This is a genomic window from Micromonospora sp. NPDC049903 (assembly GCF_044460945.1).
Classification (GTDB): domain Bacteria; phylum Actinomycetota; class Actinomycetes; order Mycobacteriales; family Micromonosporaceae; genus Micromonospora.
The window spans coordinates 253,635-266,695 of record NZ_JBITKL010000001.1; the positions used below are offsets into that span (position 1 = coordinate 253,635).

The following is a 13,061-nucleotide window of genomic DNA, read 5'->3' on the forward strand; positions in this document are numbered from 1 at the left end:
TACTGCCGGAGGACACGCAGCGCCCAGCACCGGCCGGTTACACCGCTTCCGCGAAGCCACCCCGGGCCGGGCCTGCACCCGGGCGGACCGCGCGTGTCAACATGATCCCCGGGTGCGCCGCCGCGCGCCACCATCCACGCCTCCCAGGAGTACGCGTGCCCGCAGCAGGCCCCACCGCCGTGCTCCCCGGCCGCCCGCTCACCGTCGGTGAACTCCTCGACTCCGCCGTGCTCCTGTTGCGCCACCACGCCTCGACGCTGCTCCCCCTCGCCGCCGTACTCGCCGTCGGCGAACAACTCCTCCTGCTGCCGCTGCGTACCGCCCTCGGTGTCGGCCCGCCACTGTGGTGGCTGCCGAACCTCAACAATCTCGGTGGGTTCTGGCTGCTGCTCGCGCTCGGGGCGGCGACCGAGGCGATGATCGTCGTGCTGCTCGGCAACCCGGCCGCCCGGGCCGCCGGTGGCGCGCTGCTCGGTCACCACCGCACCGCCCGGCAGCTGATCCGCCCCACCGGTGGCCGGTGGGGCGCGACCGTGCTGCTCGCCCTGCTGGTGGGTGCCGCGATGCTGTTCCTGTCGCTGCTCGGCCCGGCCTGGTTCGTCGGGTGGGCTCTGCTCGGCGCGGTCGCCCCCGCCCTCGTGCTCGACCGGATCACACCACCGCGTGCGCTCACCCGCTCCGCCTCGCTCGCCGTGCGGATCGAGGGTCGCGGCGCCGCCCTGCGGACCCTCGGCTACCTGGTCTGGTGGATCCTCCGGGTCGGTCTGGGCTGGGGCAGTTTCATCGGGTTGTCCACGCTCGGCCTGATCGAGGGCGAGGGCGCCCTGGTCGTCGCCGCAGCCCTGCTCTGGGCAGCGGTCAACACCGTCGCCTACGCCGCGCTGGCCTGCCTGGACGCGGTCCTGCACCTGGAGACCCGCATCCGCACCGAAGGGCTGGACATCCACCTGTCCCGACAACCGGCCGACGCGGCGCCGGCAGCCCTGGCGGTGCGCGGATGAACGTCAGCCGGTGGTGGACCGAGACCACGGCGGCACTCGGCGACCACGTCCCGCTGCCACTGGCCGCCCTACTGCTGGGGCTGGTCACGGCCCTGGTCGCGGTCGGCTGGTACGCCTACCCGAGCTGGGTTCCCCGACGGATCCCCCGACTGCGTCGGCGTACCCGGAGCCGGGCGGAGCGCACCGAGACGGTCACTGCGGTGCCCGCGCCCGCCGTCGCCGGTCTGCCGTCCCCGGCCGTGCCGTCGGTCGCCCCCGACCTGGCCGACCGGCTCTCCGCCGACGGCCGCTACGCCGAGGCCGTCCGGGAACGGCTGCGCGCCATGCTGCACGACCTCACCGACCGGCGCGTGGTCTGGATCCGGCCGGGCATGACCGTCAGCGAGGTCGTCACCGCGGCCAGCACCAACCGCCCGCCCGTCGGTCCGCCGCTGACCGCCGCAGCGGGCATCTTCTCCGAGCTCTGGTACGCCCAACGCGGTGCCACCGTCGAGCACGACCACCGGATGCGGGAACACGCCGACCGGTTGCGACACGTGCTCGCCGACGACGACCAGGCACCGCCGACCGTGGCCGCCACGACCGGACCACCCGGCGCCACCGCCGAATCCGGCCCGAGCCGCCGACCGGGCCCGGCCGACGGACCAGGGGCCGCATCGAGGGAGGCCACGTGGTGACGCCCCGGACCGCCCGCCGCCGGCACCGGGTGGTGATCCCGGTCGTCCTCGCCGCGCTGGTGCTCACCGTCACCCTGGTCAGTCGCGAGTTCGACCAGCCCGACCAGACCGACCGGGGATTCCTCTCCCCGGTGGCCACCGGGGACGACGGCGGCAGCCGGCTCGCGGCCAGCCTGGCCCGCAACGGTGTCCTGGTGCAGCGGGAGACCGAGACCGTCCAGGCGCTGCGGGCCACCCGGGGCACACCGGCCACCCTGTTCGTTCCGGCGCCCGAGCTGCTGCACCCGCGTACCGTCGACGACCTGGGCCTGCTGCCCGCCGGCACCCGGCTGGTCCTGGTCGACCCGCCCCGGCGGGTGCTGGACGCCGCCGGGCTGCCGATCCGGCCCGCCGCGCGGCGGTGGGCGGCGCGGGCGGTCGCGCCGCACCACGACGGCCGGGCCTGCCCGCTGGCCGAGATGTCCGGCGTCGGCACCGCCGCCGTCACCCGGGCGCGGTACGCGCCCACCGGGGCCGTGGAACCCGTCGAGTTCTGCTTCGCCGCCGGCCTGGCCCGGTTGCCCGGGCCCAGCGAGCGGCTGGTGGTGGGGGCCAGCGACCCGTTCCGCAACAGCCGCCTCGACGAGTGGGACAACCACGCGTTCGCCACCGGCCTGCTCGCCGGCACCGGCCGGGTGATCTGGCTCGACCTGGACGGCCCCGCACCGGCGCCGCCCGAGCCGCCGCCGGGCCCGGCCAGCCCGCCACCGGACCGGACCGACTCCGGGTACGGCGAACCCGAGAACGACCCGGACGTGGGCACCGGCAACGGTGCGGAGAACACCCCCGGTGACCGGTCCGGTCCGGACGCGTCCGGACCCGGCCGCTCCGGACCGGACGACTCGACCAACCCGCTCTGGTCCGCCTTCCCGCCCTGGTTCTGGGCGCTGCTGCTGCAACTGCTGCTGGCCGCCCTGCTCGTCGGTGTCTGGCGGGCCCGACGGCTCGGTCCGCCGACGCCGGAGCCGTTGCCGGTGGCCGTTCCCGCCGCCGAGACGGTGCGCGGACGAGCCCGCCTCTATCAGCGGGCGCAGGCCCACGAGAGCGCCGCCGAGACGCTGCGGGCCGCCGCCCGGACCCGGTTGGCCCGCCGACTGCACCTGTCCGCGGAGACCGGGCACGAGGGCGTCGCCGCCACCGTGGCAGCCCGTACCGGCACCCCCCGGGAGGTCGTCGACCACCTGCTGCACGGTCCGCCGCCGACCACCGACCAGGACCTGCTGGACCTGGCCACCGGCCTGGACCGGGCGGCCTGGGCCGGCGGCGTCGATCCGGCCGGGTCACGACCGTCACCCCCCGTACCGCAGCCCCGATCCGAAGGAGACCCCCGGTGACCCGACCCGCCACCACCACCGTCGACCCGCTCGCCGCCGACCCCGCCCGGGCCGCGCTGCACCGGTTGCGCGCCGAGGTGGCCAAGGCGGTCGTCGGGCAGGACGCCGTCGTCGCCGGCCTCGTCGTCGCGCTGCTCTGCCGGGGCCACGTCCTGCTGGAGGGCGTACCGGGGGTGGCCAAGACGCTGCTGGTGCGTACGCTGGCCGCCGCGCTGGACCTGACGGCCCGGCGGGTGCAGTTCACCCCGGACCTGATGCCCGGCGACGTCACCGGCTCGATGGTCTTCGACTCGCGGACCGCGGCGTTCACCTTCCGCGAAGGGCCGGTCTTCACCAACCTGCTGCTCGCCGACGAGATCAACCGGACCCCGCCGAAGACCCAGTCCGCGCTGCTCGAAGTGATGGAGGAACGGCAGGTCACCGTCGAGGGCGAGCGGCGTGGCCTGCCCGACCCGTTCATCGTGGTGGCCACTCAGAACCCGGTGGAGTACGAGGGCACCTACCCGCTGCCGGAAGCCCAACTGGACCGTTTCCTGCTCAAGCTGACCGTGCCGCTGCCCAACCGGGACGAGGAACTGGGAGTGCTGCGCGCCCACCACGCGGGCTTCGACCCGGGCGACCTGGCCGGCGTCGGGGTGGGCCCGGTGGCCGGTGCCGCCGACCTCGCCACGGCGCGCGCGGCGGTCAGCCGGGTGCACGTCGCCGAACCACTGCTCGGGTACGTCGTCGACCTGTGCCGGGCCACCCGGGCCGTACCCGCGCTGGAACTGGGCGCCTCGCCCCGTGGCGCCACCGGCCTGCTCGGCGCCGCCAAGGCGTGGGCCTGGCTCAGCGGTCGCGACCACGTGGTGCCCGACGACGTGAAGGCGATGGCCCGACCCACCCTGCGGCACCGGCTCCGGCTGCGCCCCGAGGCCGAGCTGGAGGGCGTCGCAGTCGACGCCGTGCTGGACACGGTGCTGGCCACCGTGCCGACCCCACGATGACCTGGCGGGCGGCGGCGCTGCTCGCGGTGGGCGCGCTGACCCTGCCGCTGTGGCCGGCCCCCTTCGTCGGGGTGGCGGTGATGGTCGGCGCGGTCCTGCTGCTGCTCGTCGTGGACCTCGCGCTCGCCGCGCCGCTGCGGTCGCTCACCGTCGCGCGGGACGGCGAACGGACCGTCCGGCTCGGCGGGACCGCCACCGTCGTGCTGCACCTGGGCAACCTCTCCGGTCGGCCGCTGCGGGCCCAGGTCCGCGACGCCTGGGTGCCGTCGGCCGGGGCCCGACCCGACGTGCCGCCGAGCCGCGTGGTGCAGGTCGCCCCCGGCACGGTGGTGGCGCTGCCCAGCCGACTGACCCCGACCCGCCGGGGCGATCGGCCCGCGGTGGCGCTGACGGTTCGCTCGTTCGGGCCGCTCGGGCTGGCGTTCCGGCAGTGGAGCGGTCGACCGGCGACACCGGCGTGGACCCTGCGGGTGCTGCCCCGCTTCGACTCGCGACGGCACCTGCCCGAGAAGCTGGCCCGGCTGCGGGTCATCGACGGTCGCCAGGTCGGCCGGGGACGCGGCGCGGGCACCGAGTTCGACACGCTGCGCGAGTACGTGCCCGGCGACGACGTACGGTCCGTCGACTGGCGGGCCACCGCCCGGCGGGGCGAGGTGCTGGTGCGGACCTGGCGTCCCGAACGGGACCGACGCGTGGTCTGCGTGCTGGACACCGGGCGTACGTCGGCGGTGCGCCTCGGGGACGAGCCGCGCCTGGACACCTCGATCGAGGCGGCGCTGCTGCTCACCGCGCTGGCCACCCGGGCCGGCGACCGGGTCGACGTGTTCGCGGCCGACGCGGTGCCCCGGGCGTCGGTCAGCGGCGCGGAGCGACCGGCACAGTGGAGCAGGCTGGCGCACGCGCTGGCACCGCTGCAACCCGCCCTGGTGGAGACCGACTTCCGCCTGATCGCGGGCGAACTGCTGCGCCGACACCGCCCACGGAGCTTGGTCGTCCTGCTCACCGCGCTGGAGCCCGGCGCCCTCGGCGAGGGTCTGCTGCCGGTGCTGCCCCGGCTGGCCGCCCGCCACCGGGTGGTGGTGGCGGCGGCCCAGGACCCGGTGCTGTCCACGCTCGCCACCGGAGAGCCCCGGCGGGTCGAGGACGCCTACGCGGCCGCCGCCGCCTGGCGGACGCTCGCCGAACGTGACCGGCTCACGGCCGCCCTGGCCGGCCACGACGTCACCGTCATCGACGCTCCCGCGCCACGGCTCGCCTCCGCGCTGACCGACGCCTACCTGCGGCTCAAGTTCACCGGCCAACTCTGACCCGACGCGTCGCCACCGTCCCCCCTGGCCCGGGAGCCGAGCAGGAAGACGTATGCCAGGAAGGCGAGCCAGGCGGCGACGCCGACGGCGATGCGCAGGGCCACCGGCACCGGGGCGGGGGTGACGAACGCCTCGATCACGGCCGAGATCGCGAAGAGCACCACCAGGCCGAGGGCGACCACGACACCGTCGCGACCCGCCCGCGCCACCGCCTGCCCCCGGGTGAGCTGCTCCGGTGGCGCGATCCACGCCCACCCGAGGCGCAGCCCGACCCCGGCGGCCACGAACACCCCGGTCAGTTCGAGCAGCCCGTGCGGGGTGATCAGGCCGAAGAAGACGTCCGCCCGGCCGTACCCGACCATCACGCCGCCGACCACGCCGATGTTCACCACGTTCTGCCACAGCAGGTACACCACCGGGACGATCAGCACGCCCGCGGCCAGGCACTTGGCGGCCAGCCAGGCGTTGTGCGTCCACAGGTGGAAGGCGAAGGTCGGCGCGGAGAACTCGGTGTAGTAGCCGGCGAAGCCGGACTCCACCAGGTGGGCGGCCTCCGCCTCGCCGACGAACGCCGCCGCCGTATCCGGATTGTCCGCCACGAACCCGATCAGGGTGAAGGTGAGCAGCGTGAAGGCGGTCGCCACCGCGCACCACCAGGGTGCCGCGCGCCAGACCGCCCCGGGGAAGTCGACCAGCGCGAACCGTCGGAGGACCGCCCACGAGGGACGGGGCCGGTCGGTCAGCCGCGCCCGGGCCCGGAGCACCACCTGGGAGAGCTGGCCGACCAGAGCCGGATCGGGCGAGCGACTGCGCAGCATGGAGAGCTGGGTGGTGGCCCGCTGGTAGAGCGCGACCAGCTCGTCGACCTCGTCGACGGTCAACCGTCGGCGGCCGGAGAGCTGGTCCAGCCGGCGCCATTCTCCGCCGTGCTCGGCGACGTACGCGTCGAGATCCACCGTCCACCCCCGTCGCGCGATCATAGTGTTCACTGTGCGGGTGAGCACAGCAGCATCGCGACCGTGGAACGCCCCGGCCTGGGGCGACGCCGAGTTGGTCAGCGGTGAGGCGGTGGAGCTGGACGTACGCGCTGCCCGGATCGGCTCCCGGGTGCTCGCGCTGCTGCTCGACGTCGGAATCCAGCTGTTGTTCGGGCTGCTGCTGGTCGCGCTGGCCGGGTTGGGTCTGGCCGCCCTGCCGCACGGTGCGATCGACGCGGCCACCGAGCGGGCGCTGCTCACCATCGGGTTGGTGCTGCTGCTGGTGGGCTACCCCGTGCTGTTCGAGCGGCTCAACCACGGCCGTACCCCCGGTAAGGCGGCGGTGGGGTTGCGGGTGGTCAGTGTCGACGGCGCCCCGGTCGGGGTACGCCAGTCACTGGCGCGGGCACTGGTCGGGGTGGCCGTCGAGTGGCCCGGTCTGGTGCTGCCGCTGCTGTCCTGGGTGGCCGGGGTGACGGTGATGCTCAGCGACTCGCGGGGACGGCGTCTCGGTGACCTGGTGGCGGGCACCATGGTCGTGCACACCCGCACCGCGACGTCCTGGCGTCCGGTCCCGGCCACCGTGCCGGCGTTGCGGGGCTGGGCGTACACGCTGGATCTGAGCCGGCTCGATCCGAAGCTGGCCCTGGCCACCCGGCAGTACCTCGCCCGGGCCCACCTGTTCACCGGTGCGGCCTCCGACGACCTGGCGCTGCGGTTGTGGCGGGAGGTCGCCACGGCGATCACCCCGCCGCCACCGGGCGGACTGCCGGCGGCGGTCTATCTGGCCGCCGTGCTCGGCGAACGGCACCGGCGGGCCCGGCACCGACTCGCCGAGGAACGCGTGCTCACCGCCGCGCTCTGGCCCCGGCTCGGTCTGCTGCCGGAGGCCGACCGGCCAGCCGCCCCGGCGCGCGCGCCGCTCGGCGTACCGTGGCCACGGCCCGCCGTCCCCGGGCATCCGGGCGTCGTGGCGCCGGAACCGCCGCCAGCGCCGGTGCCGGCCCAGAGCCGACCGGCGGTACGACCGTCCACGGTCGCCGAGTCCGACCGGACCCCGGTGCCCGATGTCGAACGCGCACCCGGGAGGCCGTGATGAGAGGTCTGTTGCCGTGGTTGGCCGTGCTCGGGCTGGTGCTGCTGCTCAGTGCGCTGCGCCTGCGCACCCTGGCGGCGGTGGTCTCGCTGACCTGGCTGGCCTGGTGCGTCTGGACCTGGGTCCGGCCCGCCCGCCGCCAGGACCGGCCCCGCTGAACCGTCCGCCCCACGGACAGCGGAGCCGCACGGCTCGGACGGCCCGCAGACGAACGACCGGGCCGGGTCGACCTGAGGTCGACCCGGCCCGGTACGTGTCGGTCAGTAGCGGTAGTGCTCCGGCTTGAACGGCCCCTCCTGGCTGACGCCGAGGTACGCGGCCTGCTCCTTGCTGAGCGTGGTCAGCTTGGCGCCGAGCGCGCCCAGGTGCAGCCGGGCGACCTTCTCGTCCAGGTGCTTGGGCAGCACGTACACGCCGATCGGGTACTCGTCGGTCTTGGTGAACAGCTCGATCTGGGCGATCGTCTGGTTGGCGAACGAGTTCGACATCACGAAGCTCGGGTGCCCGGTGGCGTTGCCGAGGTTCAGCAGGCGGCCCTCGGAGAGCACGATGATCGAGTGACCGTCGTCGAACGTCCAGAGGTCGACCTGCGGCTTGATGTTCTCCCGGGTGACGTCCGAGCGCTTGGCCAGACCGGCCATGTCGATCTCGTTGTCGAAGTGGCCGATGTTGCCGACGATGGCCTGGTGCTTCATCCGGGCCATGTGCTCGTTGGTGATGACGTCGAAGCAGCCGGTGGCGGTGATGAAGATGTCCGCCTGCTCGACCACGTCCTCCAGGGTGGCGACCTGGTAGCCGTCCATCGCCGCCTGGAGCGCGCAGATCGGGTCGACCTCGGTCACCACGACCCGGGCGCCCTGGCCGCGCAGCGACTCGGCGCATCCCTTGCCCACGTCGCCGTAGCCGAGCACGACCGCCATCTTGCCGCCGATCAGCACGTCGGTGGCGCGGTTGATGCCGTCGATCAGCGAGTGGCGGCAGCCGTACTTGTTGTCGAACTTGCTCTTGGTCACCGAGTCGTTGACGTTGATGGCCGGGAAGAGCAGCGTGCCGTTGCGGTGCATCTCGTAGAGCCGGTGCACGCCGGTGGTGGTCTCCTCGGTCACGCCCTTGATGTCGGCCGCGATCCGGGTCCAGCGTCCGCCGTCCTCGGCGATCGTGCGGTGCAGCAGACCGAGGATGACCGCGTACTCCTCGGAGTCGGCGGACTCGACCGGCGGCACGACGCCGGCCTTGGAGAACTCCGCGCCCTTGTGCACCAGCAGGGTGGCGTCACCGCCGTCGTCCAGGATCATGTTGGGGCCGTGCCCATCCGGCCAGGTCAGCACCTTCTCGGTGCACCACCAGTACTCCTCCAGCGTCTCGCCCTTCCAGGCGTAGACCGGGACACCGGACGGGGCGTCGGGGGTGCCCTCCGGGCCGACCACGATCGCGGCGGCGGCGTGGTCCTGGGTGGAGAAGATGTTGCAGGACGCCCAGCGGACCTGCGCGCCCAGCGCGACCAGGGTCTCGATCAGGACGGCGGTCTGGATCGTCATGTGCAGCGAGCCGGTGATCCGTGCGCCCGCGAGCGGCTGCGCCTCGGCGAACTCACGACGGATCGCCATCAGGCCGGGCATCTCGTGCTCCGCGAGACGGATCTCCTTGCGCCCGAACTCGGCGAGCGACAGGTCCGCCACCTTGTAGTCGCCCTCGGCGAGGGTACGCGGGCGGGCCTCGGACGACGTTCCGTTGCCGGACGCCGGGAGGGTGCTGGTCATGAAAGCTCCTGTCGGACGATGGTGCTGCGCAACCACCCACCTTACGCGCGCTGTCCGGTGCGGGACGGCCTGGTTGCGGACAGCACACGGGGCGGCCGGTCGTGGACGTGTGCCGCCCAGTCCCGCCCGCCCCGTGCATCCCCCCGGTTTGGTTCCCCCGCGCGTTCTCGGACCTACGTCGCGATAACGCTGCGCACTCATAGAGTCACACTGCGCTAGATGTGAGTCAAGCGATTTCGGGAAAGTCGGACTTGCCGGTTCGGGTGACGACGCGGATCCTGGTCCGTCGGAATCAGAGGGAGCCGGTCGAGGCGACGTAGATCTCGCCCGCACCGCGCACCGTCAACGCACCGCCGTCGGCCGGCCCCACCGCCGCCCGCCCACGCCCCAGCGTCACCGGCGCGACGCCGTCGGCGACGGTGACCTCCCCGGAGGTGCAGAGCAGCACGCGCGGCCCCGGCACGGTGAGCGTCACCTCGGGCCGGTCGCCCCGCACGGTCACCCGGTGCAACGCGAAGTCGGGCACCGGCACCGGCCAGGTCACCACCCCGTCGGTGACCGGTCGGGACGACACCACGGGCTGGTCGAGCACCTCGAACCGGAGCAGCCGCAGCAGTTCGGCCACGTCGACGTGCTTGCGGGTCAGGCCGCCGCGCAGCACGTTGTCGCTGGCCGCCATCACCTCCACCCCGGTGCCACGCAGGTAGGCGTGCAGGTTGCCGGCCGGCATCCAGATCGCCTCGCCCTCGGCCAGCCGTACCCGGTTGAGCAGCAGGGCGACCAGCACCCCCGGGTCGTCCGGATAGGTCTGCGCCAGCATCGCCACCAGGTCGGCGTCCGGGCCGGTCACCGCCGCCGTCCGGGCCGCCGTCACCAGCCCGGCCCGTTCGGCCTCCGGCCAGGTCAGCAGCGTACGGACCGCCTCGGCCAGGCCCGCCGGCCCAGCACCCAACGCGTCCAGCACCGGCCGCAGCTCCGGTACGCCCAACCCGGCCAGCGCCTTGGCCGAGACCGCCGGGTCCCGGAACCCGCACAACGCCTCCATCGGCCCCAGCGCCACCAGCAACTCCGGCTTGTGGAACGGGTCGACGTAGTTGCGCGCACCGTCGGCCTGGGCGTACTCGGCGGCGTAACCGGCCCGGGCCTGCTCCGCGTCCGGGTGCGCCTGAAGACTGAGCGGCGCCTGGGCCGCCAGCACCTTGAGCAGGAACGGCAGCCGTACCCCGAACCGGTCGATCGCCGGCTGGCCCAGCCACCGGGCCGGGTCGGCGGTGAGCACCTCGGTCAGCGTGGCCGGACCGTCCTCGCGCGACACGGTGGCCGGCGCGCCCGGGTGCGCGCCCAACCACAGCTCGGCCTCCGGCCCGTCACTGGGCACCGGCCGTCCCTGGAGTTCGGCGATCGCCGAGCGCGAGCCCCAGGCGTAGTCCTTGATCGGTCCGTGCAGCAGTTCCACCGGTCAGCTCTCCCGTCGACCGGACGCCTCCGCCGGCCCCGCATTCGCGTGATACACGTCCGGCTCCAGATAGATCACCCGGGCCACCGGCACCGCGGCCCGGATCCGGGCCTCCACCGCGTCGATGTTCCGGGCCACCTCCTCGGCGGTCTCGCAGCGCGACACCGCGACCTTCGCGGCCACCAACAACTCCTCGGGGCCGAGGTAGAGGGTCTTCATGTGGATGATCCGCTCCACCTCCGGGCCGGCGGTGACCGCCTGCTCGATGGCGGCCACCTCGGTCGGTTCCGCGCCCTCACCGAGCAGCAGGCTCTTGGTCTCGATCGCCAGCACCACCGCGATGGCCACCAGCAGCACCCCGATCATCGCGGTGCCCGCCGCGTCCCACCGACCGTCCCCGGTCGCCAACGTCATGCCCACCCCGAACAGGGCGAAGACCAGACCGACCAGCGCGCCGAAGTCCTCCAGCAGCACCACCGGCAGCTCGGGCGCCTTGGAGCGGCGGATGAACCTGGTCCAGGACTCCCGCCCCCGGATCAGGTTCGACTCGACGATCGCGGTGCGGAAGGAGAACGACTCCAGCACGATGGCCACCAGCAGCACGGTCACCGGCACCCACTGCCAACTGGTGATGCCGTGCGGGTCGGACCACTTGTGCCAGGCCTCGTAGAGCGCGAAGAGACCACCGAGGCTGAACAGCACGATCGAGACCAGGAACGCGTAGACGTAGCGCTCCCGGCCGTAGCCGAAGGGGTGCCGCGGGGTGGCCGCCCGGCGGGCCCGCCGGCCGCCGAGCAGCAGCAGTGCCTGGTTGCCGGTGTCGGCGACCGAGTGGATCGACTCGGCCAGCATCGACGACGAGCTGGTCAGCAGGTACGCGACGAACTTCGTCACCGCGATGCCGAGATTGGCCAGCAGCGCGGCGACGATCGCCCGTGTGCCACCCTGGCTGCTCACGCCGCGGATCTCCCGCGGCGTGGGCAACCGGCGCGAGGAGCCGGGCCACCGGGCCGGCCGGCTCGCTCGCTGCGCTCGCTCACTGGTTGGACAGCTCCTTCATCTCCGTGATCGCCGGCACCGCCATCGGGTCCAGGCCGTGCGCCAGCGCCAGATAGATCGACGCGAAGTCGGGCACCGCCACCAGGGAGGCCAGACGCTCCAGCGCGGAGCCGCCCTCGGCGGTGACCACGTCGCACCGTACGCCACGTCGCTCGGCGAGGATCTGCACCGCCTCCGCGCGTCGCTCCTCGACCGCCAGCGGCTCGTCGGTGTCGTCCTCGGCGTTCAGGCCCCCGTCGCGCAGCAGGACCAGCCGCAGCCGGGTGTCCCCGCCCTCGGAGACGTCCGGGTCGGCGAAGATGTCCCGCTCCCCCTCGGCGAGGCCGCCGAACACACCGTCGAGCAGACCGACGCGTCCCCGGCCCGCCTCGCCGAGCGCCCCGGTGACCACCGGGTACCGGGCGTTGGCGGAGAGCGTGTCACCGAAACGGCGGGCGGCGACCGACGCCAGCGGCGACGAGCCCCAGACGATCGGGATCGAGCCGGCCAGACCGAGCGCCAGCGACTTCGCCGGGTTGACGAAGGACTCGGCGGTCGGGCGGCACCGGTCGGCGTCGGCGTCCAGCCGGGCCGCCGTCTCGGCCAGGTCGGCCTCGTTCACCTTGACCAGGCCGAGGGCCCGCGCGGCCATCAGGACCGGCACGGTGAGCCCCCAGAGGCTGGCCCGGGCCGGAGCCCGCCGGGGCACCGGGATGAACGGTGCACGGGCCCGCTCGGCCACCGAGTGCAGCGGTGAGTCCGGCGGGGCCACCGCGACCAGCCGTGCCCCACGGCGGTGCGCGGCCTCGGCCGCGCCGAGCGCCTCCGGGCTGCGACCGGAGGCGCTGATCGCGATCACCACGTCGGCCGCGCCGACCCAGCCGGGCACGCCCGCGCTGCGGTGTGCGATGACCGGCACCGGGCAGCGTGGCCCGGCCACGGTGGCCAGCACGTCACCGGTACGCCCGGCCGTGCCGATGCCGGCGATGACGACCGCCCGGGGACGCCCGTCGTCGCCGAGCACACCGAGGTTGGCCTCGGCGGCCAGGGCAGCCGACTCACGGACCTGAGCGCCGGCCGAGGCGGTGTGCCGCAGCATCCCGCCCGGGTCCCGCTCGGCCAGCGCCTGCGGGTCGTCGAGGAGCCGGTCGTCGGCGTGGCGGTGGCCGCTGACGCCGGCCGTCCCGTCGATCACGACTGCTCCGCGGGGCCGCGCGCCTCGTCCAGCAGCAGCACCGGCACGTCGTCGCGGACCTCGAAGATCCGGCCGCACTCCGTGCAGGTCAGCGTCGCGGCCTGTGCGTCGTAGTCGAGCGGTGCATGGTGTGTGTCCGGGCAGGCGAGGATTTCCAGCAACTGCGGGTCGAGGGCCACTGCGCGGCTCCTTCCA

At 74.2% G+C, this 13,061-nt stretch carries 13 protein-coding genes; 7 read left to right on the plus strand and 6 right to left on the minus strand.

What is annotated here, in order from left to right; genetic code table 11:
* Positions 1–155: 155 nt before the first annotated feature.
* The 5 genes from ACIBO1_RS01155 to ACIBO1_RS01175 are packed head-to-tail and all read left to right on the plus strand — an operon-like array spanning position 156 to position 5,344.
* The gene (locus tag ACIBO1_RS01155) at positions 156–1,001 is read left to right on the plus strand and encodes a hypothetical protein (RefSeq protein ID WP_396740462.1); all 846 of its coding nucleotides are present in this window, start codon (positions 156–158) and stop codon (positions 999–1,001) included.
* Complete coding sequence (locus ACIBO1_RS01160; RefSeq protein WP_396740464.1) at positions 998–1,678, plus strand: DUF4129 domain-containing protein; 681 nt, start codon at positions 998–1,000, stop codon at positions 1,676–1,678. The genes ACIBO1_RS01155 and ACIBO1_RS01160 overlap by 4 nt, the downstream gene beginning before the upstream one ends.
* Complete coding sequence (locus ACIBO1_RS01165; protein ID WP_396740466.1) at positions 1,672–3,051, plus strand: DUF4350 domain-containing protein; 1,380 nt, start codon at positions 1,672–1,674, stop codon at positions 3,049–3,051. The genes ACIBO1_RS01160 and ACIBO1_RS01165 overlap by 7 nt, the downstream gene beginning before the upstream one ends.
* Entirely contained in the window at positions 3,048–4,037 is a 990-nt protein-coding gene (locus ACIBO1_RS01170) for an AAA family ATPase (RefSeq protein ID WP_396740467.1), read from the plus strand. Before ACIBO1_RS01165 ends, ACIBO1_RS01170 begins: the two co-directional genes overlap by 4 nt.
* Positions 4,034–5,344 carry a DUF58 domain-containing protein gene (locus ACIBO1_RS01175; protein ID WP_396740469.1) on the plus strand — a complete coding sequence of 437 codons (1,311 nt, stop codon included), beginning with the start codon at positions 4,034–4,036 and terminating at the stop codon, positions 5,342–5,344. Before ACIBO1_RS01170 ends, ACIBO1_RS01175 begins: the two co-directional genes overlap by 4 nt.
* On the opposite strand, the gene ACIBO1_RS01180 is transcribed toward ACIBO1_RS01175, so the two are convergent.
* The gene (locus ACIBO1_RS01180) at positions 5,311–6,324 is read right to left on the minus strand and encodes a stage II sporulation protein M (RefSeq protein ID WP_396740471.1); all 1,014 of its coding nucleotides are present in this window, start codon (positions 6,322–6,324) and stop codon (positions 5,311–5,313) included. The two genes, ACIBO1_RS01175 and ACIBO1_RS01180, sit on opposite strands and share 34 nt — an antisense overlap.
* Before the next feature lie 16 nt (positions 6,325–6,340).
* Between ACIBO1_RS01180 and ACIBO1_RS01185 the strand changes: the two genes are divergently transcribed.
* Together ACIBO1_RS01185 and ACIBO1_RS01190 are read left to right on the plus strand one after the other, a co-directional pair.
* Complete coding sequence (locus ACIBO1_RS01185; RefSeq protein WP_396740473.1) at positions 6,341–7,417, plus strand: RDD family protein; 1,077 nt, start codon at positions 6,341–6,343, stop codon at positions 7,415–7,417.
* Positions 7,417–7,575 carry a hypothetical protein gene (locus ACIBO1_RS01190; RefSeq protein ID WP_350698838.1) on the plus strand — a complete coding sequence of 53 codons (159 nt, stop codon included), beginning with the start codon at positions 7,417–7,419 and terminating at the stop codon, positions 7,573–7,575. Before ACIBO1_RS01185 ends, ACIBO1_RS01190 begins: the two co-directional genes overlap by 1 nt.
* A gap of 102 nt (positions 7,576–7,677) precedes the next feature.
* On the opposite strand, the gene ahcY is transcribed toward ACIBO1_RS01190, so the two are convergent.
* From ahcY to ACIBO1_RS01215, 5 genes are all read right to left on the minus strand, one after another.
* Positions 7,678–9,177 carry an adenosylhomocysteinase gene (gene ahcY, locus ACIBO1_RS01195; RefSeq protein WP_396740474.1) on the minus strand — a complete coding sequence of 500 codons (1,500 nt, stop codon included), beginning with the start codon at positions 9,175–9,177 and terminating at the stop codon, positions 7,678–7,680.
* Positions 9,178–9,469: 292 nt separating this feature from the next.
* Positions 9,470–10,633 carry a mannose-6-phosphate isomerase, class I gene (gene manA, locus ACIBO1_RS01200; protein ID WP_396740476.1) on the minus strand — a complete coding sequence of 388 codons (1,164 nt, stop codon included), beginning with the start codon at positions 10,631–10,633 and terminating at the stop codon, positions 9,470–9,472.
* Positions 10,634–10,636: 3 nt separating this feature from the next.
* The gene (locus ACIBO1_RS01205; protein WP_396740478.1) at positions 10,637–11,590 is read right to left on the minus strand and encodes a cation diffusion facilitator family transporter; all 954 of its coding nucleotides are present in this window, start codon (positions 11,588–11,590) and stop codon (positions 10,637–10,639) included.
* A 79-nt stretch (positions 11,591–11,669) separates the two neighbouring features.
* Positions 11,670–12,866 carry an SIS domain-containing protein gene (locus ACIBO1_RS01210; protein WP_396740480.1) on the minus strand — a complete coding sequence of 399 codons (1,197 nt, stop codon included), beginning with the start codon at positions 12,864–12,866 and terminating at the stop codon, positions 11,670–11,672.
* The gene (locus ACIBO1_RS01215) at positions 12,863–13,045 is read right to left on the minus strand and encodes a Trm112 family protein (RefSeq protein ID WP_396740481.1); all 183 of its coding nucleotides are present in this window, start codon (positions 13,043–13,045) and stop codon (positions 12,863–12,865) included. Before ACIBO1_RS01215 ends, ACIBO1_RS01210 begins: the two co-directional genes overlap by 4 nt.
* Positions 13,046–13,061: the final 16 nt, after the last annotated feature.